The sequence below is a fragment of the Microcoleus sp. bin48.metabat.b7b8b9.023 genome (genome assembly GCF_013299185.1).
Classification (GTDB): Bacteria; Cyanobacteriota; Cyanobacteriia; order Cyanobacteriales; family Microcoleaceae; genus Microcoleus.
In genome coordinates this window covers 48,259-65,417 of sequence record NZ_JAAFKG010000029.1, presented here as the reverse complement: position 1 = coordinate 65,417, position 17,159 = coordinate 48,259, and the positions used below count along the sequence as shown (strand labels likewise).

Sequence of the window (17,159 nt, the reverse complement as noted above, 5' to 3'; positions counted from 1 at the left end):
GAATTTGATTGATGGGCGATCGCCAGAAAGTTAATTTTCTTAACCAAAATCCGATCCGATTTCCCGCCCATTCCCCCAGACAAGGGGACTTGCTTGATTCCTCTCGCTAAGTTGACATAGAAATGCTGCTAACACCACCGATGACTATGATGGATTTCTTTCGCAAGAGTGAGGGCGTTTGGTTCACTCAGCGAACAGTGCATAATTTTGATGCTGCTGCTGCCGATGAGTCGGGAGAATCTAATGTCACGATCAATGTCTTATCAATTGATGATCCCAGAGTTTTAGAGGTTTGTCAACAGCAAAATGTAGATCCTGCTTTGGTTAGTGGGGGATGCAGTTTTATGTGGCAAGATAATTTGGATGATGCCATCCCCAACCAAAATTATGCAGCAATACTTATCGATGTACCCAATCCCAATAACCCGAAGATGGGGAAGTTTTTGCGAAATCGCGGCTACGTTGAAGGGATTCCGGTAATTGGTATTTACAATTTTGCTGATGATGGGGTATTGACTATTGAGACGGAATATGAGACAAATCAAGGACAGGAACGCTGTTGGTTTATTAACGATCATTTTCGAGTGCGGGTGATGACCGTTCAAATGAGTAATGGGGTTAAACAAATGGCATACTGTTCTGAGCGTCGTTGTATTTCTCCATCTGTTTTAGAAGAGTTGTTGGAACACAATCGCTTGAGAGTTTCTGAGGCTGCTGCGGTATCGCGTTAAAGTCACGTTAAAGCAAAAATACCCGGCGATTAAAATCGCGAAGGTACACAAAATCGCGAAGGTACACAAAGAAATACCCGGCGATTGAAATCGCGAAGAAATACCCGGCGATTGAAATCGCGAAGAAATACCCGGCGATTGAAATCGCGAAGAAATACCCGGCGATTGAAATCGCGAAGAAATACCCGGCGATTGAAATCGCGGCTACAAAAACAAAGTCCGCCTACGCGGACTAATTATCAAACTATCAAAACTATGTCTGAAAACGAAGAATTAACACCATCTGACAATGATGAATCTGCCGAAAATTCAACTGAGATAGATGCGGAAGAATTGGTGGAAGTGATTGCCGAATTTGAGCGGTATCGGGAACGTTTGGTGAATGAAACGATGGCTGCGGCACAAAAGGCTAAGCTGCCACAGAAAGCAGCTATGGCTAAAATTGAGCCGGAACTTGCTAAAATTGATGCTGGGCTAGACAGTCTCCGCACTCAATTGGCGGCTATAACTACTAATAATTAGGTGGCAATGATGGTCAATTCTAATGCTCAATCTCAGGATGCTTCAATTTCATTGCTTCATGAAAAAGCAGATGCTTTTCTGCGGGAAGTTACTGAACAAATAGATTTAGATACTTTCAATCCTGATGATTCGGAAATTATGAAGCGGTTAGTTGAATGTATGGGAGATACGCGGGGGATGACTCGACTGCGTTTCGCGGAAACTTTGGCGGAAATTGGTGAAGATGCGACTCCTTTTTTGTTGGATGGTTTGGCGAATCATCCTAATCCGGTTGTGCGACGTGCGGCTGCGAAAACTCTGACTTTGATTGCCGATCCGACGGCGGTTCCTCATCTAATTCATGCTTTGTTGAATGATGAGGATACGGTGGTTAAGGGTTCGTCGATTGGGGCGTTGGCGAGGATTGGTGAACCTTCTGTACAGCCTTTGTTGGATATTTTAGCATCTACCGATGTGCCGGAAAGTACGATCGGTCATGCGGCTTGGGCGTTGGCGTTTATTGGGGCGGGTGCGAAGGAGTATTTGTATCGGGCAATAGCTTCTGATTCGCCTGTGGTGCGTGGTGCGGTGGTAGGTGCGATCGCCAAAGTTGCCCAGGAAGAGCCCAAAGCGGAGTTATTTGAGATTTTGGTGAAGTCTCTGACGGATGTGGATGTTGACGTGCGTTGCGAGGCGGCGGCTGCTTTGGGAAATCTCGCCTATAAGCCTGCAATCCCCAACCTGATTGAGTTGCTGGATGGTGGTGATGGCGAAAGTCGCAGGGCGGCGGCCTTGTCTTTGATGAAAGTAGGCGATCGAAGTGCGATCGAGCCATTACAAGCTGCATTAGCCAAGGAATCGGAAGCGGCGATTCAAGGCGTAATTAAGTTAGCAATTTCTCAAATTAAGTAATTAAAAACATGACTGAATCTGGAACCGGGCGGATGTTGCTTTCTCATAACTTTGATATGCCAGAAGATGTTTTTCCGGCCTTGAGTCGAGAAGATTTAACTCTGGTATTTTTTGAGGGTTTAAGTCAATATCCTGAGATTAAGTGTCGTCAATTAAATCATGCTCATTGGATGGTAGAAGTTCTATTTCCTGCTGATTTTTCTCCGCCTAAAGTTGGGGAATTTTGCGCTGAAGCTTTGGTGAACAAGCGGATGAGTCAAGGGAAAGCTGATGATTCTTTTCCTGATATTTTGATTTTAGCGGGGTTTAAGAAGACTCCGCCATTGAGTGACGATCCTGAAGCGCTGCAAACCGGAGAATGGGGAGTTGATGTGGTGGAAACTCAGTCGGCTGAGAGTTTCTTGATGGCGATCGGCTGGGAGGACAAAACGGCTGGGAAAAGTATTGAGGATGTTTTTAAGGTTGAAAGGAGAAAAGGGTAAAAGGATAAAAGGCTGAGTTAACCAGCCGTGATATCTTTTTGATTGATACTGTTGAAACAACAACCAAACGTCACTCGATACTTAGTCTGCCATTTTTCAACTTTCCTCATCATCTTGTCCTGGTAAATCTAAAGCAATCATTAAAGCGCGATTAAGTTCGGCAATTTTTGCCTCTGAAAGCTTTCCCAGCATTTGCAAAAGTCTAGTTTTTGCCAATACCCGCACTTGATCCGCTTTAACAATTGAATCCCTTTCTAATCCTCCATCAGGAGCTTTAATCAAAACCTGAGATGGAAAAATGCGCTTGTTTTGTTGATAAGTGGTACAGGGAACTGCCAAAACGACTGGACTACTAGCATTAATTACGTCGCGACTGACTATAATCACCGGACGATTTCCCCCTTGTTCAGAACCTTCCACAGGATCGAGACGAGCTATATAAACCTCTCCTCTTTTCATTCTTGAGACTCCGCCAATTTAAAGGCCTCCCAAGAAGCTGTAGCAAATTCAGCCTCCATCTGTAAAACTTCAGCTTGATATTCTGGATCGCTTGTCATTTCTGCGAGTGCTTCATCAATTTCAGCTCGTTTCAGCGCTGCTAATTCTCGACAAATAGCCCGCATAATAAATTCATCACGACTCTTGGCTTTTCCCTGGTTTACTGCTTTATCAGTCGCTTCTAGTAAATTAGCAGGGAGACTGATTTTTGCTTCAATTGTAGGATTAGACATGAAAATCACTCCTAAATGAAACCTGAATGTTCTCTAGATATCTATCTTAACTCTTTTTTTCAAAATAGTGATGGATTAGGCGATCGAGGATGTTTTAAGGTTGAAAGGAGAAAAGCTTAAAGTTCGTGGTATAGCGGTTCTCAGAAAGATTCGCGGACGTTGTTGGGAAGAGAGCCCTATACGTCTAAGCGGTTATACTGATGCCAGTCATACCTCATCTTTTTGAGAAAGGCTATATATTTAAAATAATGTACTCTACAATCTCGATCGCACAAACCAAGCTAAACAGCCAGCGCCTTGATACTTTCTTGGGTATCAGGAGGGATTTTTTGCCAACTCCTAGCAATGTTAATATTCATATTGGTTTGAGCAATATCTAACAATGTATCATCAATTGAATGTGTTTGATTTTCGCGCAACCAAATTAAAATTTCCGCTAAGTGCCAGATCGAATGGGCGCCTTCATAAACAGGAATCGGAAATTTTGAGTCGCTTTCGAGGGTGAGATTTGTCATGTGCTGTTGAGTGTACCCCAGAATTTTAGCTGCATCCGTCAAGCCAACAAAATCTGGTGCTGCTTCAATTAGAGTAACACCTGGAATAACTTTTTTGACATCATTAATCACAGTAGAAATAGCTTCATAAGCCGATGATGCCTCGCGGATGAAATTTAGGGCGACATATTCTTTATTACCAATTCCGATTAAGGCATCATCACAGCCACCTTCATATAGTTTCTAGATAAAATCGTCAGTATTAGCTAGGGATTTTTCTAGATTAAACTTCACAGTAAAATCATACTCATTCATTACTATTCCGCACGCTTATAATTCATCACCAAATCCAACCGCGATAAGGAACTTGTCGCCGATTCCCGCACGTAGGAATCCACGGTTTCATCATTCGCAAATGTGGTGAGAACTTCTACACAACGCCGATCGCCCACAGAAGCCAGCGCACTCACGATCGCAACTTGTACCGCTATATTATCGGTTGTATTCAACGATTCCACCAAAATCTCGAACGCAGACGAACCCATCTGCCCCAAGGCCATCACGGCTGCAATATGCACGACAGGGTTAGCGTCATCGATCGCCTTTTTCAATCCCTGCAAACCGACTTCCGGGAAAGGCAACTCTGGATAATTAATCGCAATTTGTGCCAATACCTTCGCCGCACTCCCTCGCACAGTCACATTCTCGCTGTTTAACATGGCGTCAACCACCGGTGATATGGCATCCTCACCGATCGCACCCAACACCTTCACCGCCGCCCGACGATAGACGACATCTTCGTCGTCTAAAATGCCCACCAGTCGAGGAATTGTATTTTCATCGCGGGAATCGGCTATTTCAAACATCGCCCGATCGCGCATATGAGGATTCGGATGTTTTAGTTGTTCAAACAAAGCGTCTGTTGTCATGATTTATGAAGGAAGAAGGAAGAAGGAAGAAGGAAACTGTTTGTAGTGCGGACTTAAGTCCGCAGCATCAGAGGACTAAAGTCCTCACTACGAACCTTGTAATTCCTAAATTAAGATAATTAGGATTTTACTGAGTTATGAGCTTCTATTTTAGCTTGCACTAACCAATCTCGATCCGTTGCAGCGGTTTGATAACCGCTGATATCGCCAAGTTTTTCGAGGGCAATTAATGCAGCATACTGCAAATCCCAGATTTTTGTTGCCAAACAGGCTTGCAATTCTGGAATAGCACGCTTTTCTCCGAGTTCCCCTAGGGCGATCGCAGCGGCGGCACGGGATTTCTGAAACTGGGGTTGGGGGTTATTCAAAGCTTCCAATAATAAATCGTAGGCGGGAGAGTGTTTGAGCCAACCAAACAATTTTATTACATGAAAATGCGCTCCATAGTCGTTGTTTGCTTCTTCTGCAAAGGTTGTAAAAAGTGCAGCCGGTGCCTCTTCTGAATAATGTTCTAAAATTGTTTTAGTTGCTAGATAACAACGACCAAAATCCGTCTCGTATAATTGGTTAATTAGAAACGGTAATTCTGGTAATTCTTCATAGCTGTGGACTAAATCCAAATCCCCTGGTTCATCCCGTAAGGTTTTTTCTAAATAGGGTTGAATGTTCTCAAAGGTAAGGGATTTGTCGGCGATTCCGGCTGCTGCTAGCATCCGAATTCCCCTGAGGCGAAAGACTAAAGATACGGGACATTTGGCAATGTTGGGAATGGCATCGTAGTGGTGGGCGTCAATCAAATCCTGAATTGATAGTCTGCGCCCTAGGACGTTTTTGTGTTGCAGCATGGCGACAACTTGTCCCATTTTAGAAAAGTCTCTGGTGAGGCGGCAAATTGCGGCGATCGCAGCACTAGCAGTCGGTGGATCGAGATCGTTAACAAATTTGCGAATTCTGGTCTCGGCTGGTTGATAATCTAATTTAGTCAGGGTGTGGATGATTACTCGGTAGGTTTGTCCTGGTCGATCGAGCAATTGAGCTACTTCTTCTAAAATATCGCTGTCTTGAGTGCCAATTTCGCCGATCGCCCAAACGGCATTTTCGACGGTGTAGCAATCATCATCGCTCAGACAGGTGCGAATCACCGGCAATGCTTGGACAGCTTGCAGTCTTCCCAAGGTTTCCACTGACTTGCGGCGGACAATGCGGTTGTCTAGGGATGGATCGGTTTGCTCTACTGCTCGTATCAGTGCTGCGATCGATCGCTCTGTGGGAAAGTTTATCAAATGGGAAGCTGCTATATAGCGAGAATCCTCTTCGCCGATTTGGTCTTGTGGCGTATCTAAAAGGGCGATCGCCTGGTCTTCTGTTAAATTAAAAAAACTAAGAAATCTTTTATCCATAAAATTAGCCGTCTGGGATTAATTGTAATATCAATTCCGCTTGAATGACCGCAATAATAAGTTCCTAGCGTTCGTAGTCCGGACTTGAGTCCGCTCTATGAATGCGGACTGAAGTCCGCACTACAAACCGGCTTAGCGTTCGTAGTGCGGGCTCCATCTTGCGGACTGAAGTCCGCACTACAAACCGGCTTAGCGTTCGTAGTGCGGACTTGAGTCCGCTCCATCTTGCGGACTAAAGTCCGCACTACAAACCGTTTTTCTTATTGGTAATCGATCGGACTCGATCTAACAGCATATCTCTATTTAAACAAAATAACAAGCCCAGGAATTCTTTACCCTTACTTTACCGAAATCGGTAGAGCAACGAGCCAAGATTTCCTAGACTTGTCGGGGTAAAAATTACCCAGTCACGACATTACAAACCTGTCTAATTAATTAGGACAGGGAGTTGATGGCGTAGTCAAGAAGAGCATTGTACTCAGTCAAAGCTTGAGCAGACATATCGCGAGGAGTGCAACCGCGGTTACGAGCAAAGCTCAATGCTTCAACGTAAGGAGCAGTAGGCAAGCTCAAAGCGCGATAAACTTCGCGTTGACCAGCAATACCCCATTCATCAAGAGGGCCTGTGCCGCCAACTACCAAGCAGTATTGAACCAAGCGCAGGTAGTGCTTGATGTCGCGGTGGCATTTTGCTTTGAAAGTATCGGTGGAGTTAGCTTGACCGGCTTCGTTCAAGTAAGGATACTTTTTGATGCAAGCATCATAAGCTTCTTTAGCAACTGCATCCAGGTTGGCGCCCAATTTTTCAGCAGCTTCTAAACGAGCAGCAGAGCGTTGGATAGAACCTTGTACTGATTCTAAATCTGAGGTGCTAGGGAAGCGTCCTGCTGCATCAGCAGAAGCAATCGCGGTGGTGAGAACTGATTTCATTTCCTAAATCTCCTAAACTGATTTTGATTGTGAGCGTAGTTTCTATTTTGCTGAGCGAATTGCGATTAGCAATAAACTAGCTCAGGGCAGAAATGATGCGATCGAAGTAGCTGGAAGATTCAGCAACCAAGCTAGCGCAACGATCTTCAACTACGATTGTTCCCATTTTCCGCAACTTAGCACCAGCAAATTTTTCGCTGGGGTTGTCTTGGATGTGAGCAGCGGCTTGAGCCTTCATGATTTGAACTGCACGCACGGTGGAGGTGGTGGGTACGCCCAAAGCTGCATAGGTTTCTTTCAAACCATTCAAGCAACGGTCATCAAGAACTGAAGCATCACCAGCCAACAAAGCGTAGGTGACATAACGGAGGATGATTTCTGCATCGCGCAAGCAAGCAGCCATGCGACGGTTAGGGTAGCAGTTACCACCGGCTTGGATCAAGCCTTGGTTTTCGCAGATCATACCGGCAACAGCGTCAGAAACCATGCAGCTAGCGTTGCTGGCGATCGCGTTTACAGCATCCAAGCGTCGGTTGCCGCTGGCAACGAAAGCTCTAAGGGCAGCAATATCACCAACGGTGGAGGTGCTGGCATCGGCTGAAACTACAGCTCTTGAAAAAGCGTCAAGCATTGAGTTCTCCTTAACTTAGACGAAAAATTATTTCTTATCTCAGTTGGTCAACTTGGTGACGAACTTGATGGTCTTGAATATATCTAAGGAATGAGACAGAGGTCTCATTCCTGAGAAACAAAGTAACAATTTGTTACTTTGGTCGCGAAAAGCACATTTTTTCGTTGAACTTACCTCTTCCACCATTCTCGCTTAACAGGCAGAAAAGGCCTATTCAACAAGACACTCAAGTTACTTTTGGGGCATCCTGCCCGTCCTTGAAAAACTTGTGGGCAATGGTGCAAGATATGATTTAAACTCACATCCTGAGATCGCAAACTATGTTAAGTGTGTCGATCAGACCCTACGCGGGTGAAAGTGACCTCGAAGCGATCGCCGATTTAATCAATACTTGCGAAGCAGTCGATCGGCTCGATCAAGGCACTTCCATCTCGGAATTGCAACAAGAATTTAACCAACCGTCCCGAGATTTAGCGCGCGATATCTGCCTTTGGGAAGATGCAGGCGGCAAATTAATCGGTTTTGCCGAGTTGTGGATTTCTGAACCTGGGGCCGTCATCGATGGTTGGCTGTCGTTTTCTGTCCGCCCCGAAGCGCGTGGCGGGAGTGTGGAAGGGGCGGCAGTCGCTTGGGGCGAAAGGCGAATGCGCGAGGTAGCATCATTGCGGGGCGCGCACGTGAAGCTGCGATCGGGGGTTAGGACACAGGATGTCGATCGCATTTCTGTGCTGGAAAGTTGCGGTTTTAGGGTCGATCGCTATTTTTGTCGCATGGCGCGATCGCTCTCGGAACCGATCGCCCAACCCCAATTCCCAGAAGGTTTTGCGCTGCGTCTATTCCCCGGCGAAGAGGATGCAGAAGCTTGGGTAGAAATGTTCAACCAGTCGTTTATCGATCACTGGAATCACCACGATTTAACCGTCGAGAAATTCAAATACGATTTAGCAAAACCCTCTTACAGAAAGGATTTAGACTTGATTGCAGTTGCTGCTGACGGGACTTTTGCCGCTTTCTGTTATTGCGAAATTAGCCTCGAAGAGTGCGATCGTACTGGACGAAATGAAGGCTGGATTGCTGTTCTCGGTACGCGGCGCGGTTTCCGCAAACTTGGATTGGGACGGGCGATGTTGCTGGCTGGTTTGCATCGACTGAAAGCAGCCGGTGTCGATACTGCGATTCTCGGCGTGGATGCTGCAAATCCTTCCGGTGCATTGCGACTTTACGAGTCTGCGGGCTTCGACAATATTCGGGACAGCATTTCTTATGTTAAGGATGTTTGAGGATTTGGGCGATCGGCATTACGCGCAGGATTCAAGAAACCCGGTTTCTCTCTGTATGCCTTGTCACCAAACAGTATTTCTCGTAGAAACCGGGTTTCTGGGCCCGAGTGCAAAGTTCGCGATCGCACTAGGTACGTTGTTGCGCTTCAGCGCTCTTAATATATATATGAAAGAGCGCTGAAGCGCAACAACGTACCTGTATCTAAAAAACTTTTCCTACCCCCTTGACACTTCTGTAGTATTTTATGTAGTATAAACATATGGAAAGCGCAGGAGAGCCAAAAACCTGTATTTTCCGTACCCAATCTGAACCTTGACAACTAAATAGCATTCGAGATTTCAAGGAACATCAATTTGAAAGTCTTGCAATACAGACTTAATTGTCATGTTGTTACTTTTTACGAGACTGTTCAGTTACAGACTGACTCCACCTGAGTCAGATATTGTACCAAAACAGCCGAATTTCAACGAATCTGGGGCGGATTCAGAACAGCACAGTTGCGATCGAGTGCGATCGGCCCAAAAGACTGAAGAAATCCGCCATCTCAAACAAGCTTACCATTTAGAGCGGCGTTTGTTTGTGTAAAAATTGTCGTGCGGGCGCAGATGCGAATGCTGGCAAATTTTACCGACTAACGCCACAACTAAAGAGTAGGAAAGCTACTAATTCAAAATCTAAAATCTAAAATCTAAAATCGCTTAAGGAGGTAACAGTTATGGTTCACATTCGTTTTGAAGGACGTTCCTATGATGTGGCAGAAAACCAACTGGGTATCACGGCAGGAATGAGCGACAAAACAATTCAGGAACGTCTAGCCAATCATTTTGATGTCAAGAGCGATCGCTTCGAGTCTTACGTCCTCGATCGCCGTCCCAGCGGTGATTTAATTGTTCGCCCAGAGGCAGTTTACGGCTAGGAATTTGCTTTTATTCCGCGCCCTAATTCGAGAAGCATACACACATTAGGGTTCTAGTTCTGAAAAGATTGCGGGTTCAAGTCCCGCTGAAGGCTTCGGCTTTTATGGTGAAATGGTAAACACGCTAGAAGTTGTCAAAAGCTTTTCAAACTTGCGCGGTATAAAAAATTATCAGTTGTCAGGGGCGCACCCTAACCAAAGAAGCTTACAAACTGGTAACGTTCGACTGACAATCGAATAGTAGGTTCAATTCCTACCTCGCCGCGAGGCGTAAAAAACAAAGCTTCTCTGACTCGTGCGCCGCCTCTCATACCTGAAGTTTTTATATCTGTCACGCGGTTAAAACTTCCACTTCGCGCCCTAACAAAGGAAGCTTACATACTAGCTCTTGGTAGAGCATTTCTCTTTAAAGAAAAGGTTGCGGGTTCAACTCCTGCGTATGAACAACGGCTTTCTTAACTTGCGCGAAGTGACTTTTTGCTCGCAACATTTTGATTCAACTTTCTTCATAAAAAAGGTTTGTAGTGAGGACTTTAGTCCGCAGCAAAAGAAGGACTGAAGTCCTCACTACAAACCTGTATTTTCAGTTTCGCGCCCCAACATAGGAAGCGCATACACACGATTCAACCGATTGGTCACAGGTTCAAATCCTGTCAGTCTCGTTTAAGAGGCTGTAGCTCAGGGGTAGGGCAATCGGTCTGTTAAATCGCTTTTTAAACTTGCGCGAAACTTCCAATTTTTGAACAATTCAATTCCTTGTTACAGACGAAACACTTCGCGCCCTAACTGATGAAGCTTACACACTTTAGTAACTATAACTGCCCTAAGGTACTGATATTCGAGCGATCGATTTAGGGAAGCATTCCGAGTCTCTAGTTCTAGATAAGGTTTGCGTGTCCACTGCTAGGTAAAACTGGTAAGAACGGCTGTGAATAAAGCTTTTTTGACTTGCGCGAAGTGTTTTAAACTTTGTCAAATTTTACATAAATTGCTCGCGGATGGGTCGCAATCGGGTTGATTACGCATTTTTTTTCGGTGTAGTCCGTAGATTAGGCAAACAAATCTGTTTCTTTGTCAAAAGTTCATCCATGACTAGGATAATTTAATTTACAATTTTCAATTGCTATGAGCGAACACCGATTAGATAGAATCGTCATCGAACGGCCTCGCGGTGGCTGGAGAGCTAGCTTAAAAAAAGTGCCAGGAAACCGGAGACATTTGAAAGAAATCACTGATGCAGCTTACACTGATGGAATCTTTAATCCTTATCTACTCAAGCTGAAAAGAAAAAGCAAATATTTTTCTGATTGTCTGGGGCCTTTATCTCGCTGGCTGCGGAGCAAAGTAGGACAAGATTGGGATGATATCTACCACGAACTCTGTCAAATTCTTGATATAACTACGCTGTCTGGAAAACATATTCTCTCCCATGTTTGGGGTTATGTGGAAAGAGATGTTGTGTTGGTTGATGGAATTGTTTGCGATCGCCGATATGGGCGTCAACTTGGTTCTGGGAGAGAGGAACTTTACGTTCACCCTGAGACGCGGACACTCTGCTTAGCAAACAAGGTACGAAAATTGCCTCCGAAAAAGCCTGATGATTTTCTCAAGATCGATGATTACCATCATTATCAAAAAGTAGATGGTATTTGGTATCTTTTCGAGCTGGCTGATATGGAAGAATTGGAGGTAACTAAATATTACTCCCGTGTCAAAACATGGAAGTACACGACGAGCAAACGTCAGTGTAACAAGAAGCAAATTAAGTTCATCACCGAACAACTCAGCAAAAGTTAAAAGACATGAGTCGGCGGTTGAAACCGCGACTACACAAACGATGTCCGCCTCCGCGGACTAAGAAATTGATTGGGTATTAGCTATGAGCAATAAACTTGCAATTTACCGATCGCCCTACGAGATAGATACCCTCCTCCACGCCTTCCAAGAATGCACCCTCCCGCGCAGCGAATGGACGCACGAAGCCCATTTAACCGTTGCTTTATGGTATTTTCTGTTTGGCGAATCGGACTCAGAGGCGATCGATGCGATTCGCAATGGCATCAAACGTTACAACTCTGTGAATGGCATTGAAAGCACGCCAAACAGCGGGTATCACGAAACGCTAACGCTGTTTTGGGCGCAAACTGTACGCGAGTATCTGGCGGATCGAGGCCGAAATCAATCGATCGTACATTTAGCTAACGGCTTGATCGCCGAATATGCCGATTCCACTTTACCCTGGAACCACTACACCCGCGAGCACCTGATGTCTTGGGAAGCGCGAAATAATTGGGTTGAACCGGATTTAAGGGCGATCGAAATCCCAGAATTTTCCCTGAAATAGTTTTAAAATAGCAGTTGTTGCCGCGCCCCAATCCGAAGAGCTTACATACCAACCCTTCCAAGGTTAAAAAAACAAAGCTCCTCAAACTTGCGCGGTGACTACGATATTCATTGCCAAGCGTGCAACAACTGCCACCGCTGATTTTGGGATATTCCTAATAATTGAAAATCCAAAATCGCCAATCCAAAACCACAACTGGAGGCAGCACCAATGAATACAGCAGAGCGCGATTTACGTTTAGAAATGCTTAACAGTCTGCTCACCACACCTCACCGCCAACTGGAAAAGGTGACAGAAATTCACAAGTTAATTATCGAATTAGATCCGATTTTTTACGGTCATTTAGCCGTGTGGTATCAACGTCACGGCGACGTGCGCGACCACAAGGAAGTTTTTGCGGGAAACTTGCTGACTTCGGCGCTCACAGAGCACCGAGACGCTGGATTTATGATGTTACAAGAGTTCCCGCCCTACGAGGTTTCGCGGATTGTGGACTTTATGAAGCAGCACCAGAATAAGCTGCCTCGAAGTGCGCGCACTGCTGTCACTCGCTATCTGCGATCGCGCGAAAAGAATGCCCAGTTTTTCGATCGCGCCGCCATCCGCAACCGCAAGGCGATGAAGCACTTATATGCGACTCTGCACGTCAAGCCGAGCGATCGAGCTAATGCTATTCTGTTTAAGGACAATCCGCCGGAAGACTCGCTGGCATTTGTTTTGAAGCAGTTAGCCAAGGCTGCGACTCCTGCGGAACAGGCGAATTTGATTGTTGAGTACAAGATTCCCTATACGATCGCAGTTGGTGCGATCAAAATGCTCACGCCAACGGTGTTAGCAGCGCTGATTAACTCGATGTCGCCGCAGGAAGTCATCAACAATCTGAAATCGATTCAGTCTCGCGGCGCGATGGATCACCCGGAAGTCAAGCTGTTGATTGACTCGAAGTTGGATGAAGCCGCAAAGTGCGATCGAGTTTCTGCATACAAAGCGAGTGTTGCCGGTGCGGGCGCAAAGTTCGACGCAGCCACAACGGCGAAGCTGGAAGCGGTGACAAACGAACAGGTGAAGAAGCGCGGCAAGATTGTTAAAGCCACCGGTTTGTTGGTTGACAAGTCGGGAAGTATGGAAAGTGCGATCGAAGTTGGCAAGCGTCTCGCTGCCATGATTTCGGGCATTTCCGAGGCTGCGCTGTTCGTCTACGCCTTTGACACGATGCCGTATCCAGTGCAAGCAAACGGCAGCGAATTGACCGATTGGGAGCGCGCATTCAAGCACATTCGCGCAGGCGGCGGCACAAGTTGCGGTTGCGCGATCGAAGCAATGCGGATTAAGAAGCAGGTGGTTGAGCAATTCATTATGGTAACAGATGAAGGCGAAAACTCTGCACCTTATTTTGCAGATGCTTATCAGAAATACTGCCACACTTTGGGCGTAATTCCTGATGTAGTGATTGTGCGAGTTGGTGCTTACTGCGAATATGTTGAAAAACAATTGAAGGACAAGCAAGTGTCGGTGGAAACGTTTACGTTTGCGGGTGATTATTACTCGCTGCCCAACTTAGTGCCAATGTTGTCTCGTCCTTCGCGGCTGGAGTTATTGATGGAAATTCTGGATGTGGCTTTGCCTGTCAGGGATGATAAACAGTTGACAGTTGACAGTTGACAGTTGACAGTTGACAGAGGTCGTAGGAGGTTTTTTCTATGGGGATTCATATCATATTTTGTCGGTTGACCGCAATAAAATAGGTTCGTAGTGCGGACTTCAGTCCGTATTATGCGGACTGAAGTCCGCACTACAAACTTTGATTGTTATGGTAATTGACCGGATATGATATTACATCCCACTCTAAAAACATTACACCCGGAGTATCTCAGTTTTGTAAAAAGCTTTTTTTCTTTGAGTGCGAGCTTAAAAACTCGCGTATTGTACAATACGCGAACTCTTGAGGTGGTGGCACTATAAATACAAAGCTGAGATGCTCTCCATATAGACCAACCTGCGGGGGTTTAAAACTCATGAATTCTGATAAATGATATAATCGAGTATGGCTCGTCAGTAAAGCTGGCGGGGCCTGCTCGCAAATTGAGTGGGAGTTAGAATTTTATGTCAACTGAGATTGCATACATTGAAGCTCAAGCAAATTTAGAAAATCTCTGCGATCGCGCTGTTGAAACTGGGGAAGTAATAGTTATTACTAGATCTAACGGCAAAAATGCGGTTTTAATTTCTGAGGCAGAATTAGAAAGCTTGCTAGAAACGCTTTATTTGCTGCGATCGCCTGCCAATGCAACTCGCTTGTTAACGACACTGAAGCGAGCTAAATCAAGAGTCATTCAACCTTAAACACTCGATGAAATTTGCAAAAGATTTGGACTTGATGAAGATGACGATACTGAAAATGAGGTAGCGATCGCCAGTTAAACCATTGATGACCAAATCGCAATCTTCAACGCTGGCAGACTATGTATAGCCTTTTTCAAAAAGATGAGGTATAACTGACAGCTTATATAACTACTAAACTCTTAGGGCCCAAGCCCAACAACATACCTCAACGCCCCAATCCCCTGAAGGCGGTGTTGGAGTTTCGGGAACGAGTTAGAGAAAATTTAGGCAAAAATTGAGATTGAATAATGTACTGTCGTTTGAAAACTCTTTGGTTTATTTTATTTATTAGTTATCTCTGTGTTGCTTGTCAATCGCTAAAAAGCGTCAAGCCAATTTCTGTTCCAACTGTCCAGTTAAATCCCGAAAAAGTTCCGGTGACTTCGCCGATAGTTCGTGAAGTGCTCGATAATGCGATCGCCCAAACTAAAATTACTAATTCCTACGATCCTGCTTATGTAGCGATTCCCTACCCGGGTGGCGATGTACCGATGACTACAGGTGTTTGCACCGATGTCATAATTCGCGCATTTCGGCAAGTAAAAGTGGATCTGCAACAAGAGGTACATCAAGATATGCGGCAGAACTTTGCCGCCTATCCAAAAGATTGGAATTTGACCGCCACAGATCCGAATATCGACCATCGCCGAGTTCCTAATTTGATGGTATTTTTTGAACGAAAAGGTAAATCGTTACCTGTTACTCGCAATGCCGCTAATTATCAACCGGGGGATGTAGTAACATGGAATTTAGGAGGAGGCGAGTCTCATATCGGGATAGTTAGCAACGTGCGATCGCCCTCGGGAAGATTTGCGATCGTTCACAATATCGGTGCAGGGACTAAATTGGAAGATGTGCTCTTCAATTGGAAGATTATCGGCCATTATCGATATTTTTGAATTGCATCGAAAGTCGATCGCACTTTTCTCCCAAACATCTCCCTCAATCTCCTCAACCTACAACTTTTTCTCGATTCTCAACTCTTCCCTAGTTTTCTCGATAATTTCCAGTAACTCAGCATTCGCAATGGATGAAACTAACTGCGAATCCGCAGCAGCCAAAGCAGCGCGCAGCTTGGGGGAAGTGAGTGTAGGATATTTTTCTAAAACTTGCTCTTCAGTCCATCCCGCCGCAAACAGCCCCAACAGGAATTCTACAGACAATCGAGTTTCTGCCGCTGGTGGTTGAACTGTTGAAGTTTTCGGGTTGCGATGAATGAGCTTTCGCCAGTCCATTGTTTTAGTTTAACGATTTGGGAAGACTTCGCCGATTATACTGCATTCAGACCCAGTATAAATACCGGGACGGTTAACTCATTCTGTAAATTGATACCGCAGGTGATTTCCCAATTTTGTAATTAAATTGTTATGACGATCGCAGTGCGGCACTTTCTTATAGACTAGACTGGTAGGGTGCCGATCGGGCGATCGTCTTTTTTCATTTTGTCAGTTTCAATAGCAAATCGCGTTAGCGAAGCCCTAGAAGGCGATCGCACTTCGATCTCCACCCACTGTGTAACCCACCGTGCAACTCACAGTACAACTACTTTAACTTCTTAAAACTATGGGAAAAAAGTCGAAAGCCAAAAAATCCCAGGTCAAAAAATCCACTTTGCTGTCCCAGCGACTCCAAGAAGCCCTCGATCGAGGCAGTAAAGTTTGGATTAAAACAAATAATAGTAGTTTCGGCGGCATCCCGATTAATTTGTTCGGGGAGTTTGCTGAACTTTTGGTGATAGTTCCCCCTAACGAACACGGGGAAAATACCGATGCTTACGGACAAGTTACGTGGTTAATTCGACTTTCTGATATTATTGCACTCGCCTATCCTACTGAATACTGGTCTAAAGATAGATTAGAAAGTTTGCTGCCGCCGGATGCAGTTACCTCTGAAGTAGGAGATTAATTTGGTAAGGTGCGCTGCGGCGCACCCTACTTTTACTACTTGTACTCGGGTGTTTGCGGTGCTTGTGGCGCACCCTAATTTTACTTTTGTTTTCTCCGGTGCTTAGGATATACCATAGTTTTACTGTGGTTTTCGCAGTGACGCCGCATATAAAATAGTCTATTTTGGGCAGAAGCATTGATATCATATCCCCACAAAACGAGCGCATAAGAAAATAGGTTTGTAGTGAGGACTTCAGTCCTTCTTTTTCTGCGGACTAAAGTCCTCACTACAAACCGTATAAGAAAATAGGTTTGTAGTGAGGACTTCAGTCCTTCTTTTTCTGCGGACTAAAGTCCTCACTACAAACCGTATAAGAAAATAGGTTTGTAGTGAGGACTTCAGTCCTTCTTTTCTGCGGACTAAAGTCCTCACTACAAACCCCATAAGAAAATAGGTTTGTAGTGAGGACTTCAGTCCTTCTTTTTCTGCGGACTAAAGTCCTCACTACAAACCCCATAAGAAAATAGGTTTGTAGTGAGGACTTCAGTCCTTCTTTTTCTGCGGACTAAAGTCCTCACTACAAACCCCATAAGAAAATAGGTTTGTAG

Annotated in this window: 21 protein-coding genes and 1 tRNA gene; 14 read left to right on the top strand and 8 right to left on the bottom strand. The window is 45.1% G+C overall.

Features of this window, described 5'->3' with window-relative positions:
• Positions 1 to 122: 122 nt before the first annotated feature.
• From QZW82_RS17340 to QZW82_RS17325, 4 genes are all read left to right on the top strand, one after another.
• A complete protein-coding gene (locus tag QZW82_RS17340) occupies positions 123 to 731 on the top strand; it encodes a phycobiliprotein lyase (protein WP_293150314.1) in 609 nt (202 codons plus the stop codon).
• 255 nt (positions 732 to 986) lie between these two features.
• On the top strand, positions 987 to 1,253 hold the full coding sequence (locus QZW82_RS17335) for a hypothetical protein (protein ID WP_293150312.1): 267 nt from the start codon (positions 987 to 989) through the stop codon (positions 1,251 to 1,253).
• A 6-nt stretch (positions 1,254 to 1,259) separates the two neighbouring features.
• On the top strand, positions 1,260 to 2,144 hold the full coding sequence (locus QZW82_RS17330; protein WP_293150310.1) for a HEAT repeat domain-containing protein: 885 nt from the start codon (positions 1,260 to 1,262) through the stop codon (positions 2,142 to 2,144).
• Positions 2,145 to 2,152: 8 nt separating this feature from the next.
• Positions 2,153 to 2,626 (top strand): DUF2656 domain-containing protein, encoded by a 474-nt coding sequence (locus QZW82_RS17325; protein ID WP_293150308.1) that lies wholly within the window; start codon positions 2,153 to 2,155, stop codon positions 2,624 to 2,626.
• Between the two features lie 96 nt (positions 2,627 to 2,722).
• Here QZW82_RS17325 and QZW82_RS17320 read toward each other — a convergent pair whose 3' ends face one another.
• From QZW82_RS17320 to cpeB, 7 genes are all read right to left on the bottom strand, one after another.
• Positions 2,723 to 3,085: a type II toxin-antitoxin system PemK/MazF family toxin gene (locus QZW82_RS17320; RefSeq protein ID WP_293150306.1), complete on the bottom strand. Its 363-nt coding sequence runs from the start codon at positions 3,083 to 3,085 to the stop codon at positions 2,723 to 2,725.
• Entirely contained in the window at positions 3,082 to 3,357 is a 276-nt protein-coding gene (locus tag QZW82_RS17315) for a CopG family transcriptional regulator (RefSeq protein WP_293150304.1), read from the bottom strand. Before QZW82_RS17315 ends, QZW82_RS17320 begins: the two co-directional genes overlap by 4 nt.
• Before the next feature lie 281 nt (positions 3,358 to 3,638).
• Positions 3,639 to 3,983 carry a hypothetical protein gene (locus QZW82_RS17310; protein WP_293150302.1) on the bottom strand — a complete coding sequence of 115 codons (345 nt, stop codon included), beginning with the start codon at positions 3,981 to 3,983 and terminating at the stop codon, positions 3,639 to 3,641.
• Between the two features lie 185 nt (positions 3,984 to 4,168).
• A complete protein-coding gene (locus QZW82_RS17305; protein ID WP_293150300.1) occupies positions 4,169 to 4,780 on the bottom strand; it encodes a HEAT repeat domain-containing protein in 612 nt (203 codons plus the stop codon).
• 119 nt (positions 4,781 to 4,899) lie between these two features.
• A complete protein-coding gene (locus QZW82_RS17300; protein ID WP_293150298.1) occupies positions 4,900 to 6,180 on the bottom strand; it encodes a HEAT repeat domain-containing protein in 1,281 nt (426 codons plus the stop codon).
• A 435-nt stretch (positions 6,181 to 6,615) separates the two neighbouring features.
• Positions 6,616 to 7,110: a bleomycin hydrolase gene (locus QZW82_RS17295; protein ID WP_293150296.1), complete on the bottom strand. Its 495-nt coding sequence runs from the start codon at positions 7,108 to 7,110 to the stop codon at positions 6,616 to 6,618.
• A gap of 76 nt (positions 7,111 to 7,186) precedes the next feature.
• A complete protein-coding gene (gene cpeB / locus QZW82_RS17290) occupies positions 7,187 to 7,741 on the bottom strand; it encodes a C-phycoerythrin subunit beta (RefSeq protein WP_293150294.1) in 555 nt (184 codons plus the stop codon).
• 320 nt (positions 7,742 to 8,061) lie between these two features.
• Here cpeB and QZW82_RS17285 point away from each other — a divergent pair, with 320 nt between their 5' ends.
• From QZW82_RS17285 to QZW82_RS17245, 9 genes are all read left to right on the top strand, one after another.
• On the top strand, positions 8,062 to 9,021 hold the full coding sequence (locus tag QZW82_RS17285) for a GNAT family N-acetyltransferase (protein ID WP_293150292.1): 960 nt from the start codon (positions 8,062 to 8,064) through the stop codon (positions 9,019 to 9,021).
• Between the two features lie 385 nt (positions 9,022 to 9,406).
• On the top strand, positions 9,407 to 9,607 hold the full coding sequence (locus QZW82_RS17280) for a radical SAM protein (protein ID WP_293150290.1): 201 nt from the start codon (positions 9,407 to 9,409) through the stop codon (positions 9,605 to 9,607).
• 130 nt (positions 9,608 to 9,737) lie between these two features.
• Positions 9,738 to 9,938 carry a hypothetical protein gene (locus tag QZW82_RS17275; protein ID WP_293150288.1) on the top strand — a complete coding sequence of 67 codons (201 nt, stop codon included), beginning with the start codon at positions 9,738 to 9,740 and terminating at the stop codon, positions 9,936 to 9,938.
• A 375-nt stretch (positions 9,939 to 10,313) separates the two neighbouring features.
• A tRNA-OTHER gene (locus tag QZW82_RS17270) sits at positions 10,314 to 10,380 on the top strand.
• Positions 10,381 to 11,063: 683 nt separating this feature from the next.
• The gene (locus QZW82_RS17265) at positions 11,064 to 11,735 is read left to right on the top strand and encodes a hypothetical protein (RefSeq protein ID WP_293150285.1); all 672 of its coding nucleotides are present in this window, start codon (positions 11,064 to 11,066) and stop codon (positions 11,733 to 11,735) included.
• Between the two features lie 82 nt (positions 11,736 to 11,817).
• Positions 11,818 to 12,282 (top strand): hypothetical protein, encoded by a 465-nt coding sequence (locus tag QZW82_RS17260; RefSeq protein WP_293150283.1) that lies wholly within the window; start codon positions 11,818 to 11,820, stop codon positions 12,280 to 12,282.
• A 210-nt stretch (positions 12,283 to 12,492) separates the two neighbouring features.
• On the top strand, positions 12,493 to 13,944 hold the full coding sequence (locus QZW82_RS17255; RefSeq protein WP_293150281.1) for a hypothetical protein: 1,452 nt from the start codon (positions 12,493 to 12,495) through the stop codon (positions 13,942 to 13,944).
• A 441-nt stretch (positions 13,945 to 14,385) separates the two neighbouring features.
• Positions 14,386 to 14,625 (top strand): type II toxin-antitoxin system prevent-host-death family antitoxin, encoded by a 240-nt coding sequence (locus tag QZW82_RS17250; protein ID WP_293150279.1) that lies wholly within the window; start codon positions 14,386 to 14,388, stop codon positions 14,623 to 14,625.
• Positions 14,626 to 14,912: 287 nt separating this feature from the next.
• Positions 14,913 to 15,563, top strand: coding sequence for a DUF1287 domain-containing protein (locus tag QZW82_RS17245; RefSeq protein ID WP_293150277.1), 651 nt, complete (start codon positions 14,913 to 14,915; stop codon positions 15,561 to 15,563).
• 57 nt (positions 15,564 to 15,620) lie between these two features.
• Here QZW82_RS17245 and QZW82_RS17240 read toward each other — a convergent pair whose 3' ends face one another.
• Positions 15,621 to 15,899 carry a DUF433 domain-containing protein gene (locus QZW82_RS17240; protein ID WP_293150275.1) on the bottom strand — a complete coding sequence of 93 codons (279 nt, stop codon included), beginning with the start codon at positions 15,897 to 15,899 and terminating at the stop codon, positions 15,621 to 15,623.
• 328 nt (positions 15,900 to 16,227) lie between these two features.
• On the opposite strand from QZW82_RS17240, the gene QZW82_RS17235 reads away from it, so the two are divergent.
• A complete protein-coding gene (locus QZW82_RS17235; protein ID WP_293150273.1) occupies positions 16,228 to 16,569 on the top strand; it encodes a hypothetical protein in 342 nt (113 codons plus the stop codon).
• The last annotated feature ends 590 nt before the right edge of the window (positions 16,570 to 17,159 follow it).